This window comes from Paracoccus sp. SCSIO 75233, assembly GCF_027912675.1.
Taxonomy (GTDB): Bacteria; Pseudomonadota; Alphaproteobacteria; order Rhodobacterales; family Rhodobacteraceae; genus Paracoccus.
This window is the reverse complement of the sequence record NZ_CP115757.1, coordinates 2,182,673-2,203,342: the sequence shown is the minus strand read 5'-3', so window position 1 is coordinate 2,203,342 and position 20,670 is coordinate 2,182,673. Positions and strand designations below refer to the sequence as shown.

General features: G+C 61.0%; 25 protein-coding genes. 16 read left to right on the top strand and 9 right to left on the bottom strand.

The window, feature by feature from the left end; all coding sequences use genetic code 11:
• Nucleotides 1-358: 358 nt before the first annotated feature.
• The 7 genes from odhB to mdh all read right to left on the bottom strand — a co-directional run bounded on the left by odhB (nucleotide 359) and on the right by mdh (nucleotide 9,661).
• Nucleotides 359-1,942 (bottom strand): 2-oxoglutarate dehydrogenase complex dihydrolipoyllysine-residue succinyltransferase, encoded by a 1,584-nt coding sequence (gene odhB, locus PAF12_RS10665; RefSeq protein WP_271106911.1) that lies wholly within the window; start codon nucleotides 1,940-1,942, stop codon nucleotides 359-361.
• A gap of 3 nt (nucleotides 1,943-1,945) precedes the next feature.
• Nucleotides 1,946-4,912, bottom strand: a complete 2,967-nt coding sequence (locus PAF12_RS10660; protein WP_271106910.1) for a 2-oxoglutarate dehydrogenase E1 component — start codon at nucleotides 4,910-4,912, stop codon at nucleotides 1,946-1,948.
• A 156-nt stretch (nucleotides 4,913-5,068) separates the two neighbouring features.
• A complete protein-coding gene (locus tag PAF12_RS10655; protein ID WP_271106909.1) occupies nucleotides 5,069-5,458 on the bottom strand; it encodes a hypothetical protein in 390 nt (129 codons plus the stop codon).
• Nucleotides 5,459-5,527: 69 nt separating this feature from the next.
• Entirely contained in the window at nucleotides 5,528-6,412 is an 885-nt protein-coding gene (sucD, locus tag PAF12_RS10650) for a succinate--CoA ligase subunit alpha (protein ID WP_271106908.1), read from the bottom strand.
• Nucleotides 6,413-6,487: 75 nt separating this feature from the next.
• Nucleotides 6,488-7,681: an ADP-forming succinate--CoA ligase subunit beta gene (gene sucC / locus PAF12_RS10645; protein ID WP_271106907.1), complete on the bottom strand. Its 1,194-nt coding sequence runs from the start codon at nucleotides 7,679-7,681 to the stop codon at nucleotides 6,488-6,490.
• A gap of 303 nt (nucleotides 7,682-7,984) precedes the next feature.
• The gene (locus tag PAF12_RS10640; RefSeq protein WP_271106906.1) at nucleotides 7,985-8,530 is read right to left on the bottom strand and encodes a hypothetical protein; all 546 of its coding nucleotides are present in this window, start codon (nucleotides 8,528-8,530) and stop codon (nucleotides 7,985-7,987) included.
• A gap of 168 nt (nucleotides 8,531-8,698) precedes the next feature.
• Nucleotides 8,699-9,661 carry a malate dehydrogenase gene (gene mdh / locus PAF12_RS10635; protein WP_271106905.1) on the bottom strand — a complete coding sequence of 321 codons (963 nt, stop codon included), beginning with the start codon at nucleotides 9,659-9,661 and terminating at the stop codon, nucleotides 8,699-8,701.
• Between the two features lie 96 nt (nucleotides 9,662-9,757).
• Here mdh and PAF12_RS10630 point away from each other — a divergent pair, with 96 nt between their 5' ends.
• The 10 genes from PAF12_RS10630 (at nucleotide 9,758) to PAF12_RS10585 (ending at nucleotide 15,984) form a co-directional block, all read left to right on the top strand.
• A complete protein-coding gene (locus PAF12_RS10630; protein WP_271106904.1) occupies nucleotides 9,758-10,504 on the top strand; it encodes a sulfite exporter TauE/SafE family protein in 747 nt (248 codons plus the stop codon).
• Between the two features lie 99 nt (nucleotides 10,505-10,603).
• A complete protein-coding gene (locus tag PAF12_RS10625; protein ID WP_271106903.1) occupies nucleotides 10,604-11,158 on the top strand; it encodes an NnrU family protein in 555 nt (184 codons plus the stop codon).
• 2 nt (nucleotides 11,159-11,160) lie between these two features.
• The gene (locus tag PAF12_RS10620; protein WP_271106902.1) at nucleotides 11,161-11,367 is read left to right on the top strand and encodes a DUF1737 domain-containing protein; all 207 of its coding nucleotides are present in this window, start codon (nucleotides 11,161-11,163) and stop codon (nucleotides 11,365-11,367) included.
• 178 nt (nucleotides 11,368-11,545) lie between these two features.
• Nucleotides 11,546-11,935, top strand: a complete 390-nt coding sequence (gene sdhC / locus PAF12_RS10615; RefSeq protein ID WP_271106901.1) for a succinate dehydrogenase, cytochrome b556 subunit — start codon at nucleotides 11,546-11,548, stop codon at nucleotides 11,933-11,935.
• Between the two features lie 11 nt (nucleotides 11,936-11,946).
• Nucleotides 11,947-12,336, top strand: coding sequence for a succinate dehydrogenase, hydrophobic membrane anchor protein (locus PAF12_RS10610; protein ID WP_271106900.1), 390 nt, complete (start codon nucleotides 11,947-11,949; stop codon nucleotides 12,334-12,336).
• 7 nt (nucleotides 12,337-12,343) lie between these two features.
• Entirely contained in the window at nucleotides 12,344-14,146 is a 1,803-nt protein-coding gene (sdhA, locus tag PAF12_RS10605; RefSeq protein ID WP_271106899.1) for a succinate dehydrogenase flavoprotein subunit, read from the top strand.
• Nucleotides 14,146-14,532 carry a hypothetical protein gene (locus PAF12_RS10600; RefSeq protein ID WP_271109688.1) on the top strand — a complete coding sequence of 129 codons (387 nt, stop codon included), beginning with the start codon at nucleotides 14,146-14,148 and terminating at the stop codon, nucleotides 14,530-14,532. The genes sdhA and PAF12_RS10600 overlap by 1 nt, the downstream gene beginning before the upstream one ends.
• The gene (locus tag PAF12_RS10595; RefSeq protein WP_271106898.1) at nucleotides 14,532-14,843 is read left to right on the top strand and encodes a hypothetical protein; all 312 of its coding nucleotides are present in this window, start codon (nucleotides 14,532-14,534) and stop codon (nucleotides 14,841-14,843) included. The genes PAF12_RS10600 and PAF12_RS10595 overlap by 1 nt, the downstream gene beginning before the upstream one ends.
• A 114-nt stretch (nucleotides 14,844-14,957) precedes the next feature.
• Nucleotides 14,958-15,737, top strand: coding sequence for a succinate dehydrogenase iron-sulfur subunit (locus PAF12_RS10590; RefSeq protein WP_271106897.1), 780 nt, complete (start codon nucleotides 14,958-14,960; stop codon nucleotides 15,735-15,737).
• Nucleotides 15,738-15,852: 115 nt separating this feature from the next.
• Nucleotides 15,853-15,984: a hypothetical protein gene (locus tag PAF12_RS10585; protein ID WP_271106896.1), complete on the top strand. Its 132-nt coding sequence runs from the start codon at nucleotides 15,853-15,855 to the stop codon at nucleotides 15,982-15,984.
• A gap of 56 nt (nucleotides 15,985-16,040) precedes the next feature.
• On the opposite strand, the gene PAF12_RS10580 is transcribed toward PAF12_RS10585, so the two are convergent.
• The gene (locus PAF12_RS10580; protein ID WP_271106895.1) at nucleotides 16,041-16,391 is read right to left on the bottom strand and encodes a helix-turn-helix transcriptional regulator; all 351 of its coding nucleotides are present in this window, start codon (nucleotides 16,389-16,391) and stop codon (nucleotides 16,041-16,043) included.
• 195 nt (nucleotides 16,392-16,586) lie between these two features.
• Here PAF12_RS10580 and PAF12_RS10575 point away from each other — a divergent pair, with 195 nt between their 5' ends.
• From PAF12_RS10575 to PAF12_RS10550, 6 genes are all read left to right on the top strand, one after another.
• Nucleotides 16,587-16,952 carry an AtpZ/AtpI family protein gene (locus PAF12_RS10575; protein WP_271106894.1) on the top strand — a complete coding sequence of 122 codons (366 nt, stop codon included), beginning with the start codon at nucleotides 16,587-16,589 and terminating at the stop codon, nucleotides 16,950-16,952.
• The gene (locus tag PAF12_RS10570; protein ID WP_271106893.1) at nucleotides 16,927-17,682 is read left to right on the top strand and encodes a F0F1 ATP synthase subunit A; all 756 of its coding nucleotides are present in this window, start codon (nucleotides 16,927-16,929) and stop codon (nucleotides 17,680-17,682) included. The genes PAF12_RS10575 and PAF12_RS10570 overlap by 26 nt, the downstream gene beginning before the upstream one ends.
• Before the next feature lie 59 nt (nucleotides 17,683-17,741).
• The gene (locus PAF12_RS10565) at nucleotides 17,742-17,966 is read left to right on the top strand and encodes a F0F1 ATP synthase subunit C (protein ID WP_090522652.1); all 225 of its coding nucleotides are present in this window, start codon (nucleotides 17,742-17,744) and stop codon (nucleotides 17,964-17,966) included.
• A 74-nt stretch (nucleotides 17,967-18,040) separates the two neighbouring features.
• Nucleotides 18,041-18,706 (top strand): F0F1 ATP synthase subunit B', encoded by a 666-nt coding sequence (locus PAF12_RS10560; RefSeq protein WP_271106892.1) that lies wholly within the window; start codon nucleotides 18,041-18,043, stop codon nucleotides 18,704-18,706.
• A 2-nt stretch (nucleotides 18,707-18,708) separates the two neighbouring features.
• On the top strand, nucleotides 18,709-19,263 hold the full coding sequence (locus PAF12_RS10555) for a F0F1 ATP synthase subunit B (RefSeq protein ID WP_271106891.1): 555 nt from the start codon (nucleotides 18,709-18,711) through the stop codon (nucleotides 19,261-19,263).
• A 232-nt stretch (nucleotides 19,264-19,495) separates the two neighbouring features.
• Nucleotides 19,496-19,804 (top strand): hypothetical protein, encoded by a 309-nt coding sequence (locus PAF12_RS10550; RefSeq protein WP_271106890.1) that lies wholly within the window; start codon nucleotides 19,496-19,498, stop codon nucleotides 19,802-19,804.
• 77 nt (nucleotides 19,805-19,881) lie between these two features.
• Here the strand turns inward: PAF12_RS10550 and PAF12_RS10545 are convergent, their stop codons facing one another.
• A complete protein-coding gene (locus PAF12_RS10545; RefSeq protein WP_271106889.1) occupies nucleotides 19,882-20,547 on the bottom strand; it encodes an OmpA family protein in 666 nt (221 codons plus the stop codon).
• Between the last annotated feature and the right edge of the window lie 123 nt (nucleotides 20,548-20,670).

Genomic DNA, 20,670 nt, shown 5'->3' with positions numbered 1-20,670 from the left:
CGTCAATCCGTCCTTCAACGCCTCTATCGCCGTTTCGGTTGCGCTGCATCGGGCGATGGCAGCGCAATAAGCGCCAGCCCGTGCCTGCCGATTTAACAACATCTGGGAAAGGGAATACGCCGTGGGTGGGGCCCGGCACCGACCCGTCAGGGTAAAGTCCCGGCCCCCACCGTTCGTTTACAGCGCGCGATTTGGGTACACAGCCAAATCTGGCGATGCAAGACATATTCATCTTAGCGGGCAAAACCCCGCACAGGCGATGCCAAAACACATCGCATCAACCCTGCGCAAAGCCCCGGAAAGGCTGTATTTTCAAATCAAAAGGGCGACCGATTGGCCGCCCTTGAGAATTTTCAGATCAGAGATCCATCAGCAATCTGCGCGGATCTTCCAATGCTTCCTTGACGCGGACGAGGAAGGTTACCGCACCTTTGCCGTCAACGATCCGGTGATCATAGCTCAGCGCCAGATACATCATCGGACGGATGACGATCTCCCCGCCGACAACCATCGGACGTTCCTGGATTTTATGCATCCCCAGAATACCCGATTGCGGCGGGTTCAGGATCGGCGAGGACATCAGCGAGCCGTAGACACCACCGTTCGAGATGGTGAAGGTGCCGCCCTGCATCTCGTCCATGGTCAGCTTGCCGTCGCGGCCTTTCTTGCCAAGCTCGCCGATTTCCTTCTCGATGGCGGCAAAGCCCTTCTGGTCGGCATCCTTGACGACCGGCACGACGAGGCCCTGCGGCGTGCCGACGGCGACGCCCATATTGACGTAGTTCTTGTAGACCACCTCGGTCCCGTCGATCTCGGCATTCACCTCCGGCACTTCGTTCAGCGCGTGGCAGCAGGCTTTCACGAAGAAGGACATGAAACCCAGCTTGACGCCATGCTTCTTCTCGAACTGGTCCTTGTACTCGTTGCGCAGGTCCATGATCGCCTTCATGTCCGCCTCGTTATAGGTGGTCAGCATGGCGGCGGTGTTCTGCGCGTCCTTCAGACGGCGGGCGATGGTCTGGCGCAGGCGGGTCATCTTCACCCGCTCCTCGCGATCGGCCTGATTGGCGGAGGCGGGCGCAGCGGATGCTTTTGCGGCGGATGCACCAGCCGGTTTCGCATTGGCGACGTCTTCCTTCATCACCCGGCCATCCTTGCCGGTGCCGGTGACCTGATCGCGGCTGATGCCCTTTTCGGCCATCGCCTTCTTGGCCGAGGGCGCGTCCTCGACATCGCCGCGCGGTTTGGTTTCCTCCGGGCCCGCGCCCGGCGAATTCACGTCGCTCGCCTTGTCATTATCGGCGTCACCAGCAGCCTCGGGCTCCGGCGCTGCGGCGGATTTGGCACCCGAAGCGCCCTCGGTGATGACGGCGAGCTTGGCCTTCGCGTCGACGGTCGCACCTTCCTCGGCCACGATCTCGGCCAGAACCCCGGCTGCGGGCGCAGGCACCTCGACCGACACCTTGTCGGTTTCCAGCTCGCACAGCATTTCGTCAGCCGCGACCTCGTCCCCGACCTTCTTGAACCATGTGGCAACAGTTGCCTCGGTCACGGATTCGCCGAGGGCCGGGACCATCACGTCAACGGATTTTCCGCTCATATTTTTCTGTCCTTCCTGAGCATTATTCTTCGGGGTCTCGCTGGTTTCAGCCTTTGCCCCGTCTTTCCTCGTTTCCTTGCGCCCGCCCCCGGCAGCCGCTTTGCCAGTCTCGTCGATCTGTGCGAGCAGCGCGTCAACGCCGACCGTTTCGCCCTCCGGCGCGACGATCTCGGCCAGCGTGCCGCCAACCGGGGCAGGCACTTCGACCGTGACCTTGTCAGTCTCCAGCTCGCACAGCATTTCGTCGGCCTGGACCGTATCGCCGGGCTGCTTGAACCACGTCGCGACAGTCGCCTCGGTCACCGACTCGCCCAGTGTGGGCACGCGGACTTCGGTTGTCATGGCTTATCCTTCAATGGTGAGCGCGTCGTTCACGAGCGCCTCCTGTTCAGCTTTGTGGCGAGAGGCGAGGCCGGTGGCGACCGATGCGGCGGCGGCCCGGCCCGCATATCGCGCGCGGCCATGCTTGGCTTCCAGCCGGCCGAGGATCCACTCCAGATTGGGCTCGACGAAGCTCCACGCGCCCTGGTTCTTCGGCTCCTCCTGACACCAGACCAACTCGGCCTGCTTGAACCGCTCCAGCTCCTTCATCAGCGATTGGGTCGGGAAAGGATAGAACTGTTCAAGCCGCATCAGATAGACATCGTTGATGCCCCGCTCGTCCCGCTCCTTCAGCAGGTCGTAATAGACCTTGCCAGAGCAGAGGACGATGCGGCGGATCTTGTCGTCCGCGACCAGCTTGGTGTCCGAGCGCCCGCGTTCGGCGTCATCCTCCAGCACACGGTGGAAGGTCGATCCGCTGTGGAATTCCTCCGCATCCGAGACCGCCAGCGGATGACGCAGCAGCGATTTCGGGGTCATGATGACCAGTGGCTTGCGGAACTGGCGGTGAAGCTGACGGCGCAGAATGTGGAAGTAGTTCGCCGGGGTCGAGCAATTGGCGACGATCCAGTTATCCTCGGCACACATTTGCAGGAACCGTTCCAGACGCGCGGAGGAGTGCTCCGGCCCCTGTCCCTCGAACCCGTGCGGCAGCAGCATGGTCAGACCCGACATGCGCAGCCATTTCTTTTCGCCCGAGGAGATGAACTGGTCGAACATGATCTGCGCGCCGTTGGCGAAGTCCCCGAACTGTGCCTCCCACAGGGTCAGCGTGTTCGGTTCCGCCAGCGAATAGCCATATTCGAAACCAAGCACAGCGTATTCCGACAGCATCGAGTCGTGGACCTCGTAGCGGGCCTGACCTTCGCGGATATTGTTCAGCGGATAGTAACGCTCTTCATTGACCTGATCGACAAAGGCGGAGTGACGCTGGCTGAACGTGCCGCGCGTCGAATCCTGCCCGGTCAGGCGCACGCATTTGCCCTCCAGCAGCAGCGAGCCGAAGGCCAGCGCCTCACCCGTGGCCCAGTCGAAACCCTTGCCGGTTTCGAACATCTTCTTCTTGGCTTCGATTAGACGGCCAACGGTTTTATGCAGGTTGATGCCTTCGGGCGCAGTCGTCAGCGCGGTGCCGATTTCCTGCATCGTGTCGGCGGGAATACCGGTCTCGCCCCGGATATATTCCGTGCCTTCCTTCTGCATCCCGGTCCATTTGCCATCGAGCCAGTCCGCTTTGTTCGGCTTGAAGTTCTTGCCGATGTCGAACTCCTCGGCCAGATGGGCCTGGAACGCGGATTTCATATCCTCGATCTCGCCCTCGGGGATCAGCCCGTCGGCCACCAGCCGCTCCGTATAAAGCTGGAGCGTGGTTTTCTGGTTCTTGATCTGCTTGTACATCGCCGGGTTGGTGAACATCGGCTCATCGCCTTCGTTGTGACCGAAGCGGCGGTAGCAGAACATGTCGATGACCACGTCCTTGTGGAATTTCTGCCGGAACTCGGTCGCGACCTTGGCGGCGTGAACGACAGCCTCGGGGTCGTCGCCGTTGACGTGGAAGATCGGGGCTTCCACCATCAGCGCGATATCGGTCGGGTATGGCGAGGTGCGGCTGAAATGCGGCGCCGTGGTAAAGCCGATCTGGTTGTTCACGACGATATGGATCGTGCCGCCCGTCCGGTGACCGCGAATGCCCGACAGTTGCAGACATTCCGCAACGATGCCCTGACCGGCAAAGGCCGCATCGCCATGCAGCAGAATCGGTAAAACCGCCGTGCGTTCCTTGCGGTCATTATGCTGATCCTGCTTGGCGCGGACCTTGCCCAGCACAACCGGGTTCACCGCTTCGAGATGCGAGGGGTTCGCGGTCAGCGACAGGTGAACCGTGTTGTCATCGAACTCGCGGTCCGAGGACGCGCCGAGGTGATATTTCACGTCGCCTGAACCGTCCACATCCTCGGGCTTGAAGCTGCCGCCCTGGAATTCATGGAAAATCGCGCGATAGGGTTTCGCCATCACATTGGCCAGCACCGACAAACGGCCCCGGTGCGGCATGCCGATGACGATTTCCTGCACGCCCAATGCGCCGCCGCGCTTGATGATCTGCTCCATCGCCGGGATCAGCGATTCGCCGCCATCAAGACCGAAGCGCTTGGTGCCCATATATTTGACATGCAGGAATTTTTCGAAACCCTCGGCCTCGACCAACTTGTTCAGAATGGCGCGACGACCGTTCTGGGTGAACTGGATTTCCTTGCCATACCCTTCGATCCGCTCCTTCAGCCAGGCGGCTTCCTCGGGGTTGGAAATATGCATGTATTGCAGCGCGAAGGTGCCGCAATAAGTGCGCTTCATGATCTCCTGAATCTCGCGCATCGTGGCGACTTCAAGGCCCAGAACATTGTCGATGAAGATCGGACGGTCCATGTCACCGGCGTTGAAACCATAGGTTTCCGCCTGCAACTCGCCATGATCCGGCACCTCGCGCAGCCCCAGCGGGTCAAGCTCGGCGTGAAGATGGCCGCGGATACGATAGGCGCGGATCAGCATCAGGGCGCGGATCGAATCCAGCACCGCCTGACGCATCGCGTCGGGGCTGATTTCCTTGCCCTTCTCGGTTGCCTTGGCCGCGATCTTCTCCATCGCCGCTGTGGCTTCCTGCTTGGATGCCATCGGCCATTCGCCGGTCAGCGCCGCTGTCAGATCGCCATTCTCGACGGGTGGCCAGTCGCTGCGCTTCCAGCTTGGGCCTTCGGCCTCCGCAACAGCGTCGCGCGCGTCATCGCCAAGTGCCGCGAAATAGCGATCCCAGGCCGCGTCGACCGCCTTCGGGTCGCGCGCCCACTGGCCATAAAGCTGCTCCACATATTCTGCATTGTGACCCTGCAGGAAGGATGAGTCGTGAAAATCGGTGTTTTTGGGTTGGTCGTTCATGGTCTGGCCTCGTCAGAGGGGTTGATTATGCAGGGTTCAGAGCGCCTTTTGTCGTGGGGATCGCTGAATTCGGGTGCTCTGCCGTCAAATCCAGCGAGATGTCTTTCCGGGGCAAGCCGCGTCATCTTCGTGCTTGGTCCCTTGCTCATATCTGCCTCACGCACAGAAAATATCGATCATGCGGGTTCCGGGGTCGTCGGTCGGGTAGGTCAGGGGCGCGGGCGCGACCCGTGCGACCCGACGGCTTTCCAACCCGCAAAGCGCGGCTGCGGCGCGGCCATCGGCATTGGGTGGTGCACTGCCCGGGTGGTAGATCAGGCGCCAGCCGAAATCGCGCCGTGCGACGGTGCGGATGGCCTCCGGCGGCAGCGTCGTCGCATCCGGCAGGTTGGTATTGGCGGGCACGCCACCGCGCAGGATCTCATCGGTATTGCGCGGCCCGCAGGAGGTCAGCACAAGCGCTGCCGCCGTCGCCATCACGGGCAAGCCAAGCCGCGTTCGCCGGAAGGTCCGGCGCATTTGGGCTGGGTCGGGGCTGGCGTCCATCTTGTCCACCTGGCTGCTGCGTAGTGTCGCATCCCCATAGTTAGTCCGGGGATGCGACGAGTCAAATCATCAGCCCTTGATCGCGGCCAGAACCGCCTCACCCAGCTGGGCGGGGCTGTCTGCGACGACGATTCCGGCTTTCTTCATGGCTTCGATTTTCGATTCCGCATCGCCCTTGCCGCCGGAGACGATGGCACCGGCATGACCCATGCGACGGCCCGGAGGGGCGGTGCGGCCCGCGATGAAGCCAGCGGTCGGCTTCCACTTGCCCTTTTTCTTCTGCTCGGCAAGGAACTCCGCGGCTTCTTCCTCGGCGCTGCCGCCGATCTCGCCGATCATGATGATCGACTCGGTCTCGTCATCGTCAAGGAACATCTGAAGCACGTCGATATGCTCCATCCCCTTGATCGGGTCGCCGCCGATCCCGACCGCGGAGGACTGGCCCAGACCCACGTCGGAAGTCTGCTTCACCGCCTCATAGGTCAGCGTGCCGGAACGCGACACAACGCCGACGCTGCCGCGCTTGAAGATGGAACCGGGCATGATGCCGATCTTGCATTCGCCGGGGGTCATGATGCCGGGGCAGTTCGGCCCGATCAGACGGCTGGAGGAACCTTCCAGCGCGCGCTTGACCTTCATCATGTCCAGCACCGGAATGCCCTCGGTGATCGCGACGATCAGCGGCACCTCGGCGTCAATCGCTTCGAGGATCGAGTCCGCCGCGAAGGGCGGCGGCACATAGATCGCGGTTGCGGTCGCGCCGGTTTCCGCGATGGCCTCGTGGACCGAGTTGAAGACCGGCAGGTTCAGGTGCTCGGTGCCGCCCTTGCCGGGGGTCACGCCGCCCACGACCTGCGTGCCATAATCAATGGCCTGCTCGGTGTGGAACGTCCCTTGCGAGCCGGTGATGCCCTGGGTGATGACTTTGGTGTTCTTGTCGACGAGAATGGCCATCCTTGGCCTCCTTGCGTAGGGTGCGCTTCAGCGCACCGTTGTTCCGGGAAGGTGCGCTGAAGCGCACCCTACAGATCAGCCTTTGACCGCCTTCACGATCTTCTCGGCGCCGTCTTTCAGGTCGTCCGCCGCGATCACGTCGAGGCCGGAGTTGTTGATGATCTCCTTGCCCTTCTCGACATTGGTGCCCTCCAGACGCACCACTAGCGGCACCTTCAGCCCGACTTCTTTCACGGCGGCGACAATGCCTTCCGCAATGATGTCGCAACGCATGATGCCGCCGAAGATGTTCACGAGGATACCTTTGACGTTTTCGTCCGAGGTGATGATCTTGAACGCTTCGGTCACCTTGTCCTTGGTGGCCCCGCCGCCGACATCGAGGAAGTTCGCAGGCTCCGCGCCATAGAGCTTGATGATGTCCATCGTCGCCATCGCCAGACCCGCGCCGTTGACCATGCAGCCGATCTCGCCATCAAGCGCGATGTAGTTCAGGTCGTATTTCGACGCGGCGAGTTCCTTCGGATCTTCCTCGGTCTCGTCGCGCAGTGCGAAGATGTCTTCGTGGCGGTAGAGGGCGTTGTTGTCGAAGCCCATCTTGGCGTCGAGCGCCTTGAGGTTGCCGTCGGTGGTGACGATCAGCGGGTTGATCTCCAGCATCTCCATGTCCTTGTCGAGGAACAGGCGATAGAGATCGCGCACCAGTTTTACACATTGCTTGACCTGCTGGCCCTTCAGCCCGAGCGCGAAGGCGACGCGGCGGCCGTGGAAATCGGACAGGCCGGAGGCCGGATCGACGCTGAAGCTGACGATTTTTTCCGGGGTGGAGGCCGCGACTTCTTCGATGTCCATCCCGCCTTCGGTGGAGGCGACGAAGCTGACGCGCGAGGTGCCGCGATCAACCAGAAGGGCGAGATAAAGCTCGGTCTCGATGTCCGAACCGTCCTCGATATAGATGCGGTTGACTTGTTTGCCGACCGGGCCGGTCTGGTGGGTGACCAGCGTGCGGCCGAGCATCTGGCGGGTCATTTCTTCGGCCTCGGAGGTCGATTTCGCCAGCCGGACGCCGCCTTTTTCGCCGGCTTCGGTTTCCTTGAACGACCCCTTGCCGCGGCCGCCGGCGTGGATCTGGGCCTTTACAACCCAGAGCGGGCCATCGAGTTCGCCCGCGGCGCGCTTGGCGTCTTCGGCGCGGGTGACGACGCGGCCGTCGCTGACCGGAACGCCATAGTCGCGCAGGAGCGACTTGGCCTGATATTCATGGATGTTCATGGCAAACCTCGCTTTGATACGGTTTGCAGGTGGTTGTGACACAATAAAAATCGGGTATGAACCGTTTTCGTCGTGTTTCCATCTAAAATTGTAAAATACCGCTTTCTGTGATCACAGCGAGAAATGCTGTGATCACAAATCGGAGAATCGGGTCTTCGGCCAAGGCAGCCAAGGCGGTTTTCGCCTGGTCGGGGTCCGGTCATGGCCGCACAGCGCGTACACAGCCTGTACACCGCGCGTACACAGGCTGTGTATACAAATCGAGAATCAGCAATGTATCAGAGAGGCTTGCGAACGAACGCGCTATTTCGTTGCATTATAGGAGGTTTTCCATTCATTGAGCGCCGCGCCTAGATCGCCTTCTAATCCAGCCCAATTCCAGAACTCCTCGAAATCCCGAGTGGCTGTTTCGAGTTGCACCCGAAAGTGATTGCTTCGCCGAGCTAAGAAAGTCTCTATGTTTGCGTTTACGGTGTCGATGTAATCGAGCGCATAATCGAAATCAGATACTTTTTTTCGGTATTTCCGTGACCCTAGCAATATGTCCTCGCGATAAGCTCGCATAATGCCTTTTGCAGAGCGCGCGGCGAAGGAACGAGCAGTTGCGTTGCGCTCGCGCTGTAAATGAACATATAAAGCTCGATCGCCCCATTCGCGCTCTAAGCGACCGAGCATCCATGTAAGCCTGTTATCTGCCTCGATATGATGATTGGGGTACGCAAGGCGGTCAGAACCGATAAGCGGGGTTCGAGTTTCGTGGCCGCTGCTGTAGTTGGTTGCATGGCTTGCTGCCTTTGAGAATGTGGTCGATCCGCAGCGTCCACTACAAAGAACAAAAATGTTTGGCATATTCGTTATCTAGTTTGTACTAACTTTCCTCGGATAACATATCTTTCCAAGAATTACCCCAACAGGTGGAATTAATAATTAATAAAAAAATTAGAATTAATAATTAATAAAAAAGCGCGCCTTGCGGCGCGCCATTTTCGATTAAATTCATGCAGTGAAACTAGCCGGTCAGGCCAGCGAGGAGTCGATTTCCTTGCACGCCGCGACGAGGCCCTGAACGGCGTCGACGGATTTGTCGAACATTGCCTGCTCATCCTTGCTCAGCTTGATGTCGATGACCTTCTCGATCCCGCCAGCGCCGATCACGGTCGGCACGCCGACATAGAGACCTTTCAGGCCGAAAGCGCCGTCGACATGCGCCGCGCAGGGCAGGACGCGCTTCTGGTCTTTCAGATAGGCCTCGGCCATTTCGATCGCGGAGGTGGCGGGGGCGTAGAAGGCGGAGCCGGTTTTCAGCAAGCCGACGATTTCCGCGCCGCCGTCACGGGTGCGCTGCACGATTTCGTCCAGCTTCTCCTGCGTGGTCCAGCCCATCTTCACCAGATCCGGCAGCGGAATACCGGCAACGGTGGAGTAGCGCGCCAGCGGCACCATCGTGTCGCCGTGGCCGCCGAGAACGAAGGCGGTGACGTCGCGCATCGAGACTTCGAATTCCAGCGACAGGAAGTGGCGGAAGCGCGCCGAATCCAGCACGCCTGCCATGCCGCAGACTTTCTCGGCGGGCAGGCCGCTGAATTTCTGCAATGCCCAGACCATCGCGTCGAGCGGATTGGTGATGCAGATGACGAATGCGTTCGGGGCGTGGGTCTTGATGCCTTCGCCGACCGATTTCATCACTTTCAGGTTGATGCCCAGCAGGTCGTCGCGCGACATGCCCGGTTTGCGCGGCACGCCAGCGGTCACGATGCAGACATCGGCACCGGCGATGTCGGCGTAATCGCTGGTCCCTTTCAGCTTGGCGTCGAAGCCTTCAGCCGGGCCGGATTCGGCGATGTCGAGGGCCTTGCCCTGCGGAATGCCTTCGGCGATGTCGAACAGAACGACGTCGCCCAGTTCCTTCATCGCAGCCAGATGGGCGAGCGTGCCGCCGATCTGACCGGCGCCGATCAGGGCAATTTTGGGACGAGCCATGGTTTCCTCCAGGAAATGGTCTAATGGTCGTCGCATGGGTTAGACGCTCGACAGGCCGCTTTCAAGGCGGGATTCGACCAGAAAACGGGGAACGACGTGGAGTTATCGCAAACATCGTGGCTTCTGGCGGTGATTGCCGCGCTGGCGGTTGGCATGGCGAAAGGCGGGCTGAGCATGGTTGGCATGATCGCCGTGCCGGTCATGTCGCTGACGATGTCGCCGGTTCTGGCGGCCGGAATTCTGCTGCCCGTATATATCGTGTCGGATATTGGCGGGCTGATCGCCTTCCGGCGGTCATTCAACCGGCAGGTGCTGATCTCGCTGATGCCGGGCGCGATTGCGGGGATCGGTCTGGGCTGGGCGACGGCGCATCTGGTGGACGATGCCGTTGTCATGCTGATTATCGGGCTGATCGGCATCGCATTCTCGCTGAATGCGCTGTTTCGACCGCAAGTCGGGGGCGGGCGCGGTCCACGCTGGGGGGCGGGGTCTTTCTGGGGTGCGCTGGCCGGTTATACCAGCTTTGTCAGCCATTCCGGCGGGCCGCCTTATCAGATTTATGTTCAGCCAATGGGGCTTCGTAGCGAGGTTTACGCCGGGACCACGACTGTCACCTTTGCCATTATGAACGCGGTGAAACTGATTCCCTATGCCGCTTTGGGACAGCTTAATCCGGGTAATCTGAGGATTGCGGCGCTGCTGTGTCTGCCGGCGCTGGCGGGGGTTTGTCTGGGATTGAAGCTGTTGCGGATCATTCCGCAGAAGTTGTTCTACCAGCTTATCACATGGATGTTGCTGATTATCTCTGTCCGGCTGATATGGGCAGGGCTGGCTGATTTTTAGCATTGATAAAAAATTTTACATCTGCCGGGTCTGGCGATTGCTGCGGATGCGAAATGATGGCACTCTGGGTGCAGATCTATCCAGCCGGAGAGGTGCCAGATGTTGATCCTGATTCTCGGCGTTGCCCTGTGGTGGGCCGCGCATTTGTTCAAACGTGTCGCGCCGGAGGCCCGTGCGAGCATGGGCGACCGGGGCCGGGGCATTGTCACTGTGGCTCTGGTGCTGGCGGTCATCCTGATGATCTGGGGTTACCGGGTCGCCCCGATGGGCGCGGTCTGGTGGGGGCCGTCCCCGATGATGAAGGGCATCAACAACCTGCTGATGCTGGTCGCCGTCTATCTGTTCGCGGCGGATGGGATGAAAACGGGGCTCGCGCGGCGGCTGCGGCATCCGCAATTGCTGGCGATTGCGATCTGGGGTGGTGCGCATCTGCTGGTGAATGGCGATCTGCCGTCGCTGATTCTGTTCGGCGGGTTGCTGGCCTGGGCCGTGGTGGAGATGATTGTCATCAACCGGAGCGAGCCCGCGCCCGAGAAACCGAAGGAGGCCGTGCCGCTGCGTAAAGACGCCATCGCGCTGGTCGCGGCGATTGTGGTCTACGGAATTGCCGGTATGATCCACGCCTGGCTGGGCTATAACCCCTTCGGAGCGTGAAGATGACTGTGATTTACCGATTGCTGACTGAGGATGACACCTCGGCCTTCTGCCATAAGGTCAGTGCGGCCCTGTCGAAGGGCTGGCAGCTTCATGGCGGGCCGGTGATGTCGTTTGATTCGGCGCGCGGTGTGATGCGCTGCGGGCAGGCGGTGACGAAAGAGATCGCGGCGGAATACCACCCGGATATGAAACTCGGGCAACAATAATGTGTCTGTGATCACAGCGATATATTGTGTGATCACAAAATTGGCAAATCGGCGAAATTCGTCATTATGCTGGACATCGCCCCGTGACAGCGGCGAAATATTCCGTATGAGAGTGCCGAAACAGCCAGCCCGCGCGCCAGCTGCCGCCGTGGGCCCGCAATAACCGAAGGGGGATGACATGGCTGATGTGAACCGGGGGAACCGGCCGCTTTCACCGCATTTGCAGGTTTATCGGCTGCCGCTGACCGCAATCACCTCGATCATGAACCGGGCCACGGGTCATGCGATGGTCGCCGGTTTCGTTCTGATCGCCTTCTGGCTTCTGGGCGCTGCCGCCGGGGGCGGGCTGTGGGATTGCGCGAATGCGCTGACGCGAAGCTGGTTCGGCTGGATCGTTCTGGTCGGAAGCTGCTGGGCGCTGTGGTATCACTTCCTTGCCGGGATCCGGCATTTCTTCTTTGATGCGGGACGCGGGCTGGAGATCGAGACCGCCCGGAAATCCAGCATCGCCATCATCGCCGGCTCGGTCATTCTGACCCTGCTGAGCCTGATCATCTATTACATCTGAGGGGAGAGACCATGCGTTACATCACCCCGCGCAAGGCTGCCGAAGGGCTTGGGGCTTCCCATACCGGGACGCAGCATCACTGGTGGATGACGGTCAGCTCCGTCGCGCTGGCGATCCTGACGCCGCTGTTTCTGATCGTGATCGCGACGGCGCTGCAAATTCCGGAGCGGGCCGATATTCAGGCCTATTTCAACCGGCCCTATCCGGCGCTGATCGTGGCGGCGTTCATGACCGTGGGCATGCTGCATTTCATCAGGGGCACCCGGATCATGATCGACGACTATTTCGACGGGCTCGCCCGCAAGGCCGCGTTGATTTTTGCCGCGATCTTCGGCTGGGCCGTCATCGCAACAACTCTCTTCGCTCTGGCGCGCATGCTGCTCGTCACCGCTCAGCTCTGAGGTCACCATGTCCGAATACGAATATCAGACGCATGATTATGACGTGGTTGTCGTCGGGGCCGGTGGTGCAGGACTGCGGGCGACGCTTGGCATGGCGGAGCAGGGGCTGCGCACGGCCTGCGTGACCAAGGTTTTCCCGACCCGCTCCCACACCGTTGCGGCACAGGGCGGCATCGCGGCCAGCCTGTCCAATATGGGGCCGGATAACTGGCAGTGGCATATGTATGACACGGTCAAGGGCTCCGACTGGCTGGGCGATACCGACGCGATGGAGTACCTCGCGCGTGAGGCGCCGAAGGCGGTTTATGAGCTGGAACATTACGGCGTGCCGTTCAGCCGGACCGAAGAGGGCAAGATCTATCAGCGTCCCTTCGGCGGTCACACGACCGAATTCGGTGAAGGCCCGCCCGTGCAGCGCACCTGTGCCGCCGCCGACCGGACCGGCCACGCCATTCTGCACACGCTTTACGGCCAGTCGCTGAAGAATAACGCCGAATTCTTTATCGAGTATTTCGCGCTCGATCTGGTCATCACCGATGGAAAATGCACCGGCGTCGTCTGCTGGAAGCTGGATGACGGCACCATGCATGTCTTCAATGCCAAGATGGTGGTGCTGGCGACCGGCGGTTATGGCCGGGCCTATTTCAGCGCTACAAGCGCCCATACCTGTACCGGCGATGGCGGCGGGATGGTGGCCCGCGCCGGTCTGCCGCTTCAGGATATGGAATTCGTGCAGTTCCACCCGACCGGCATCTATGGCTCCGGCTGCCTGATTACCGAGGGCGCGCGCGGCGAGGGCGGTTACCTGACCAACTCCGAAGGTGAGCGCTTCATGGAGCGTTATGCCCCGACCTATAAGGATCTGGCATCGCGTGATGTTGTTTCGCGTTGCATGACGATGGAGATCCGCGAGGGCAGGGGTGTCGGCGACGACAAGGATCACATTTTCCTCAACCTGATGCATCTGGACCCCGAGACCCTGCATGAGCGTTTGCCGGGGATTTCGGAATCGGCGAAGATTTTTGCCGGTGTCGATGTCACGCGCGAACCGATCCCGGTTCTGCCGACGGTGCATTACAATATGGGCGGCATTCCGACCAACTACTGGGGCGAGGTGCTGGACCCGACCGAGGGCAACCCGGATCGTGTCTTCCCCGGCCTGATGGCCGTGGGTGAGGCAGGCTGTGCATCTGTGCATGGGGCAAACCGGCTTGGGTCGAACTCTCTGATCGACCTTGTCGTGTTCGGTCGTGCGGCGGCGATCAAGGCGGGCGAGGTCGTGGACCATGATGCGCCGGTGCCGCAGACCAATGTCGCGGCGGTTGACGCAATCCTTGACCGCTTTGACCGTATCCGCAACGCCAATGGCGGCACGCCGACGGCGGAGCTTCGCGGCGAGATGCAGCGGACCATGCAGGCGGATGCGGCGGTGTTCCGCACCGACAAGACGCTGGCCGAGGGTGTCGAGAAGATGAAGCAGGTCGCCGCCAAGCTGGACGATCTGCATGTCACCGATCGCGGTCTGATCTGGAACACGGATCTGATGGAAACGCTGGAGCTGACCAACCTGATGCCGAACGCGATGGCGACCATCGTCGCGGCAGAGGCGCGCAAGGAATCGCGCGGTGCCCATGCGCATGAAGATTACCCGGACCGCAACGATGCGGACTGGCGCAAACACAGCCTCGCATGGGTCGATGGCGCGGATGTGAAGCTGGACTATCGCCCTGTTCATCTTGATCCGCTGACGGAAGAAGCCGAAGGTGGTATCGATCTGAAGAAGATTGCACCGAAGAAGAGGGTTTATTGATGCGAGTTATCCTGTCTCTCGGCGTCGTGTCGCTGGCTCTGGCCGGCTGTGTCGCGCCTGCCACCAATGTGCCGCAAACCACGGCACCGATTGTCAATCCGCCGCCGCCTGCTGCCGCGCAGCCTCCGGCACAGACCAGCACGCTGGACAGCGCGACCCGTGCCGTGGCGCGTGATGTCGTCAATCGCGAGATGGCCAAGCGCCTGCCGGGCCGCAATGTCGCGCCTTACACCGATTGCGTCGTCAACAATGCCTCGATGGCCGAAATGGCGGATATTGCGCAGCGCGGTCTGAACGATCCGTCCTCGGCGGCGTCCTCGGTCGCGGTGATCGTGCAGCGCCCTGCCGCCACGCAGTGCATCGCCAAGGTTGCGGCGACCGCCTGATGAGAGTTCTGCCCGCCCTCGCTTTGTTCGTGCCTGTTGTGCTTGCGGCCTGCGGGCCGGTGCCGCTGGCGCAGGCAGAGCGGTCGTGCCTTGAGAATGCGCGCGCCGCGACCGGCCCGCGTGGCGAGGCGCGGGTGGGTGTGGCCGCCGACAGTGACGGGATCCGCCCGGTCGGGCGTTTCGAGATGTCGGTGTCCTCGGACTATATCATGGGCCGCGATCCGGCACTGGTCTATTCGAATTGCGTGCAGCGCAAATCCGGCCAGATGCCGTCCCGTCCGCTTTACGATCAGCCGGGCTGGGGGCGGTGATGTCGATGTCTCAGCCGCATGCCGGTTGCAGTTCTGTGCTGCGGCCTGAAACCGCCCCCTTATCCGCCGTGACGGCGCTTCCGCCCGCCCAGCAAGACCGCCAGGAGAGTCCCAATGGTTGAATTTTCCCTTCCGAAGAACAGCAAGATCCGCGTCGGCAAGACCTGGCCGAAGCCCGAGGGCGCGACCAATCTGCGGAAGTTCAATATCTATCGCTGGGACCCGGACAGCGGCGAGAACCCGCGCGTCGACAGCTATTTCGTCGATCTGGATAAATGCGGGCCGATGGTTCTGGACGCGCTGATCAAGATCAAGTCGGAGATTGACCCGACGCTGTCCTTCCGCCGGTCCTGCCGGGAGGGGATTTGCGGCTCCTGCGCGATGAATATCGACGGCGGCAACCATCTCGCCTGTATCTACGGCATGGATGAAATCAAGGGCGACGTGAATATCTATCCGCTGCCGCATATGGCTGTGGTCAAGGACCTGATCCCGGATCTGACGCATTTCTATGCGCAGCACGCCTCGATCAACCCGTATCTGATCACCAAGTCGCCGACGCCCGGCAAGGAGTGGAAGCAGTCCATCGAGGACCGCCGGAAGCTGGACGGGCTGTATGAGTGCATCATGTGCGCCTCCTGCTCGACCTCCTGCCCGAGCTATTGGTGGAATGGCGAGAAATATCTGGGCCCGGCGACGCTGCTGGCAGCTTATCGCTGGATCATCGACAGCCGGGACGAGGCGACGGCGGAGCGGCTGGATGCGCTTGAGGATCCGTTCAAGCTGTATCGCTGCCACACGATCATGAACTGCACCAATACATGCCCGAAGGGTCTGAACCCGGCGAAGGCGATTGCAGAGATCAAGCATATGCTGGTCGACCGCATCGTCTGAGGCGATGTCGTCTGACGTTATGACGCAGCCAGTGCCGCTGCGTCGCGGTTGATCGGTTCGTTCAGGCGGGTTAATTTGCGGTCACGGGAGGAACCACCTTTTTTGGGGTTCGACCATGACCACATCAACCAAACCTGTTGCGCCTGCGGACGGGGCGAAGGCCGCGCTTGCCGCGCTGGAGCAGATGTTTGCCTATTTCAGCTTCGACGCTTTGCCGCTGGAGCAGCCGCTTCACAAGGCGGCGTGACGCGATTGGCGGCGCGGGTCCGGCCTGCGCCGCTATTTGAACTGACGCAGGGCGCGTTACTCCGGCGCGGGTGGCGTGGGGTCCAGCATCTGGCCCAGGAACCTCTCGAAATCGTCGAGATCCACCGGGTCGAATTGTCCGAACCCCTGCATCCAGATCGAGGCGCGGCGCAGCCCGTCCGGGTCGATCTCGCACCATGTGATCCGTCCGCGCCGCTCCTGCCGGATCAGCCCGGCACCGGCCAGCACGGCGAGATGTTTGGACACGGCGGCGAGGCTGACGTCGAACGGCGCTGCGACGTCGCTGACGGCCATGTCGTCCTCCAGCAGCATGCCCAGAATCCGCCTGCGTGTGGGGTCGGCCAGAGCCTGGAAAATCTGATCGAGGCGTTTTTCCGGGTCTGTCATTGGGATTGTTATGCCGTAATGCTCAACTGATCGGTTGAATTATGGATCACGCGGCCAGCGCGTGCAACCATGTCGGGGAAAGCGGGTCTCTCAATAAAATGATGTAAAATCAGTAACTTGATAAGATGTCGCACTTGCTTGACTCGGAGGGCGTCGGCACCTATCACCCATTCAACGATAACAGGGGTGTGAGACTTGCCCGAACGCGACGAAAACGCCGATGTTGCCGAACGGCTGCGGCGGCTTGAGGAGCGGCTGGCAAAGGCGAATGCCCCGAAAGCGCCCACGCGCACGCAGGTCACGATGCATAACGCCGAAGCGGCGTGGCGCATGGTGATCGAGCTGGTGACGGGACTCGGGATCGGGTTCGGCATCGGCTACGGGCTGGACCGTTTGCTCGGCACGATGCCGATTTTTCTGGTCCTGTTCCTGCTTGCCGGGCTGGCGGCTGGCATCAAGGTGATGCTGGGCACCGCACAAGAGATGCAGCGTAAGGCTGTGACGGACATGCAGGGCGACCTGCCGCAGACGAGGGATGACACAAGTGGCGACGGAAGCTGAAACCGGTCTTGCTTTCCACCCGATGGAACAGTTCGTGGTCTCGCCGCTGTTCGGCGATGGTGCCGTTCACTGGTACACACCCACCAACGCGACGCTCTGGCTGGGGCTGGCGCTTCTGACGATCATTGCGCTGCTGGTGTTCGGCACGCGCGGTCGCGCCATCATCCCGAACCGTGTTCAGTCGATTGCCGAGCTGACCTACGGCATGGTCTACAAGATGGTGGAAGACATCTGCGGCAAGGAGGGGTTGAAATATTTCCCCTATATCATGACGCTGTTCTGCTTCATCGTCTTCTCGAACTATCTCGGGCTGATCCCGATGAGCTTCTCCACCACCTCGCAGATCGCCACAACCGCCGTTCTGGCCCTGATGGTGTTCCTCGGCGTTACCGTGCTGGGCTTCGTCAAGAACGGCGCACATTTCCTGGAGCTTTTCTGGGTCAAATCCGCGCCGCTGGCGCTGCGTCCGGTGCTGGCAGTGATCGAGCTGATCTCGTATTTCGTGCGCCCGGTCAGCCACTCCATTCGTCTTGCCGGCAATATCATGGCAGGCCACGCCGTGATCAAAGTGTTCGCGGCGTTTGGCGCCGTCGCGCTTATTTCCCCGCTCGCGGTGCTGGGCATCGTCGGGGTTTACGGGCTGGAGATGCTGGTCTGCATCATTCAGGCCTATGTCTTCACCATCCTGACCTGTGTCTATCTGAAAGACGCGCTGCATCCGGCGCACTGACGGGCAGGTCTCTGGTTCATCAATCCTTCCATTCCATAAAGCCTCAAGGAGCAAGAAACATGGAACAACTGGGTCAGTATCTCGGCGCGGGTCTCGCATGCATCGGTATGGCGGGCGCCGCCATCGGTGTGGGCAATGTTGCCGGCAACTACCTGTCGGGCGCGCTGCGCAACCCGTCGGCTGCCGCTTCGCAGACCGCCACGCTGTTCATCGGCATGGCCTTCGCGGAAGCGCTCGGCATCTTCTCGTTCCTGGTCGCACTTCTGCTGCTGTTCGCAGTCTGATCCCCTGCCATCCTTGCGGTTGGGTGGGGCGTTCCGCCCCATCCGATTGTAACTTGAACGGCCAGAGGTAGGACATGTTCAGCCTATTGCAACAAGCGACCGAAGCGGTCGCGCAAACCGGGTCTCAGGGCGAGGCTGCAAACGAGGAAGCCGCGGCAGCGGCAGTGTCGCATGGTGCCGAACAGGCAGCACAAGCGGCTGACGCGGCGCATGGCGCCAGCGCGGCGGCGGATGCGGCCGGTGGCTCGGCAGGTATGCCGCAGCTCGATTTCTCGACCTTTGGCAACCAGATTTTCTGGCTGCTGGTGACGCTGGCGGTGCTGTATTGGGTGCTGTCGAAGATCGCGCTGCCCCGGATCGGATCGGTGATTTCCGACCGTCAGGGTGCGATCACCGGCGATCTGATGCAGGCCGAGGAATATAAGAAAAAGGCGAAGGACGCCGAGGCAGCCTATGATCAGGCGCTGGCCGACGCGCGCACCGAGGCAGGCAAGATCATTGCCGCCCAGAAGGCGGATATCCAGAAAGAGCTGGATGCGGCCATCGCCAAGGCGGACGCGGAGATCGCAGCCCGGACCGCTGAATCGGAGAAGCGTATCGGCGCGATCCGTGAATCCGCTGCATCCGATGCGCGCACGGTTGCGCGTGACGTGACCGGGGAACTGCTGCGCAGTTTCGGCGGCAATGTAGATGATGCGGCGATCGACAACGCGGTCGATGCGCGGCTGAAGGGGGCGTGATGATGAAGAAACTCGCTGTCATCCTGTCGCTGAGCGCGACCCCGGCACTGGCCGCCTCCGGCCCGTTCTTCAGCCTGCGCAATACCGATTTCATCGTTCTGATCGCGTTTCTCGTCTTCATCGGCATCCTCGTGTACTTCAAGGTGCCGCAACTGATCGGCGGGATGCTGGACAAGCGTGCGGAGGGCATCCGCGCCGATCTGGAGGAGGCCAAGCGCCTGCGGGAAGAAGCGCAGGAGCTTTATGCCTCCTATGAGCGTCGCCAGCGCGAAGTGAAGGTTCAGGCGGAAGAAATCGTCGCCAACGCCAAGCGTGAGGCTGTTGCGCAGGCGGATAAGGCGAAAGCCGATCTGGAACGCTCGATCCAGCGCCGCCTGAAAGCGGCTGAGGATCAGATTTCCTCGGCGGAGAATGACGCGGTGCGGGAAGTGCGTGACACGGCTGTTCAGACCGCCATCGCGGCGGCAGGCCAGATCCTGCGGGAGCAGGGCAGCGCCGCCGACCGCAGCAAGGGCATTGACGCCGCCATCGAAGACGTGGTGCAGCGCCTGCACTGAAAGATCATCAGGGACGGTGATTGACGCCCGGCGGCCTGGTCCGCCGGGTTTTTCATTTTTATGCCGTCTTGCCCTCATTTGACCGGTTTGTGCGACTAAGCCGGATCAATATAATGTCAATGAAATTGGCATGTATTAACCACGCTGATATGACGAAGGCTCCGTGCCAATTCCGGCATTATGACAAATCGATTTTTTGAATATGTGATCCCTGAAGATGGAGAAATTCCCCATGACGAAACTCGCTTATCTCGCGGCGGCAAGTGTTGCCCTTCTCGCCGGTTGTGCCGGGAATGGCCTGAGCCAGCAGGATTATAACGCGATGAGCTGTGCTCAGCTGGCCTATGAACAGGGCAAGAGCGATGCGGAGATCGACGCCGCCCGCGACAAATCCTTCGGCGGCAGCATTACCTCGGCATTGGCCGGAGATGATTTCGACGGCTATGGAGAGACTGAAATGGTTATTGGCGGGATCGAGGAAGATCGCGCTGCGGGAAAACTGGAAATGATCCGGATCGCGCAGTCGCTCAAGCGCTGCTGAGGGCTGTGGCAACGAAATATATTAACAAAAAAGGCCGGGCGCATTGCCCGGCCTTTTCCGTGCCTGGTAGCCGGCTATCAGCTCGTCGGGCGGATCAGGATTTCCACGCGGCGGTTCTGGGCCTTGCCGGCCTCGGTCGTGTTATCCGCAATCGGCTGGCTTTCGCCACGGCCGACCATGCTCAGGCGCGCGCCGTTGACGCCAGCCGCGGTCAGGATACCGCCGACCGATTGGGCGCGGCGCTGCGAGAGGTCGAGGTTATAGGCGTCGGAGGCCGTTGAGTCGGTGTGACCGTAGATCTCCACGCGGCTGTTCGGGTATTGCTGAAGCACCTGCGCTAGGCCGTAAAGGTCGTTCTGCGCCTGACCGGACACGGCTGCGCTGTCGGATGCGAAGAGCAGACCCGAGGGCATGACGACCTGAAGATAGTCGCCGCGGTTGATGATCTGCACACCGGGGCTGGTCATGACCTGTTCAAGCGCGCGTTGCTGACGCTCGATAATATTGCCGGTCACAGCACCGGCAGCCGCGCCGAGGATTGCGCCCTTGGCAATGTCCTCGCCCTCGTTATTGCTGTCATCGTCGCGCTGCGCGCCGTAGATCGCGCCGACAGCGGCCCCTGCGAGCGCGCCTTTCTGGGTCGTGGTCAGCGTCGTGCCCATCGAGCCGTTTGGATTGGTGGTGCAGGCGCCAAGCGCCAAGGCGGCGGCGGTGCCAAGCAGAAGGGAAACACGCAGTGTCATATGTTGGCCTTTCGGTATTTACGGTCCGGTGCCGGTTGGCACGGTCTGGCTTAAAACGACGCCAATGTGACACAGGTTCCATTCGGAAAACAGTCATCTAAGACGCAATTGCGCGTGTCCCGG